Genomic DNA, 969 nt, shown 5'->3' on the forward strand with positions numbered 1-969 from the left:
TCTCCGTTCTGAATGCTTCAGCTACTCGTTCGCTGAGTAAGAGGCGTGATTTCTCTGGTTGGCGTGCGTTGCAAAACATGAGCTCAGCCAAGTTCGGCGGTGGATGGCCGAACGACTGGGCCAGATCTTCGAGCATGAGCTGGGCGAGAGACCGGAAGGTCTTCGCCCAGCGTTCTCGCGGAAACACTGTCTCTGGGAACAGCTCCTGAAACACCCCGAGCAAGGCTCTGCTGACCGTCAGCGTCAGCAGAGCCGCCACCACTAACAGCTCCACGATCGCTGGATCACTCGTCTGGAATTTCTCCAGCCCATACAGCGACTTCAGTTCCCGGAACACCAACTCCACTTCCCACCGCAACCCGTACAGCGCCCCGACCTGCCTTGGAGTGAACTCATCGGGCAGATTCGTCACGTACAGGTGGTAGTCGTCGGTGTCCTCGTTGCGGACACCGACGACGCGAAACTCCATCGAATCCGTTGATTCCTTCCCAGCGTATGCCCGCCGTTTGAACTCGATCTCTACCGTTACGTCGATGATCTCCCGACTGAGATCTTCCAGAACGTCCCGAAGACGACGCTCTGGCAAGGAAATGGCGCGCCCGCGCCATTTCCGTCGCTCTCCAACGATCAACGGATTCGCGTTCGACTTCAGCCGACTCAGGAAGAACCCGCCGTTCTCCTCGATCAACGCGAAGCGGCGGAAACTGTAGAAGCCCAGATCGAACAGTAACAGCCGGCCTCGTAGCCAACTCCCGGTGCGGAGTTGGCTGCTCTCGTGGGTGCGTTCATCGGTGAGCTGGAACTGCTCGATCGTCTGCTTGGTCGCGTTCTGCACGAGGTGGAGTTTCGCGCCGGATTGACCCGAGTGAGTGGCTGGAAACGAATCGAGGAGCCGATGCAACCTGAACACGGTTGCATCGGCGATCAGTACGTCTCGAAACAGCTCGAACTGTGGCGCGATCGTGTGAA

The 969-nt window shown here is 58.4% G+C and carries 1 protein-coding gene; it reads right to left on the bottom strand.

The genetic code is table 11. From position 1 onward, the window contains the following. A partial coding sequence (locus DVK06_RS16675) for an IS4-like element ISHvo12 family transposase (protein ID WP_121601114.1) occupies nucleotides 1–969 on the bottom strand: 969 nt, incomplete at both ends.

Source organism: Halorubrum sp. Atlit-28R, assembly GCF_003665955.1.
In the GTDB taxonomy this organism is placed as follows: domain Archaea; phylum Halobacteriota; class Halobacteria; order Halobacteriales; family Haloferacaceae; genus Halorubrum; species Halorubrum tropicale.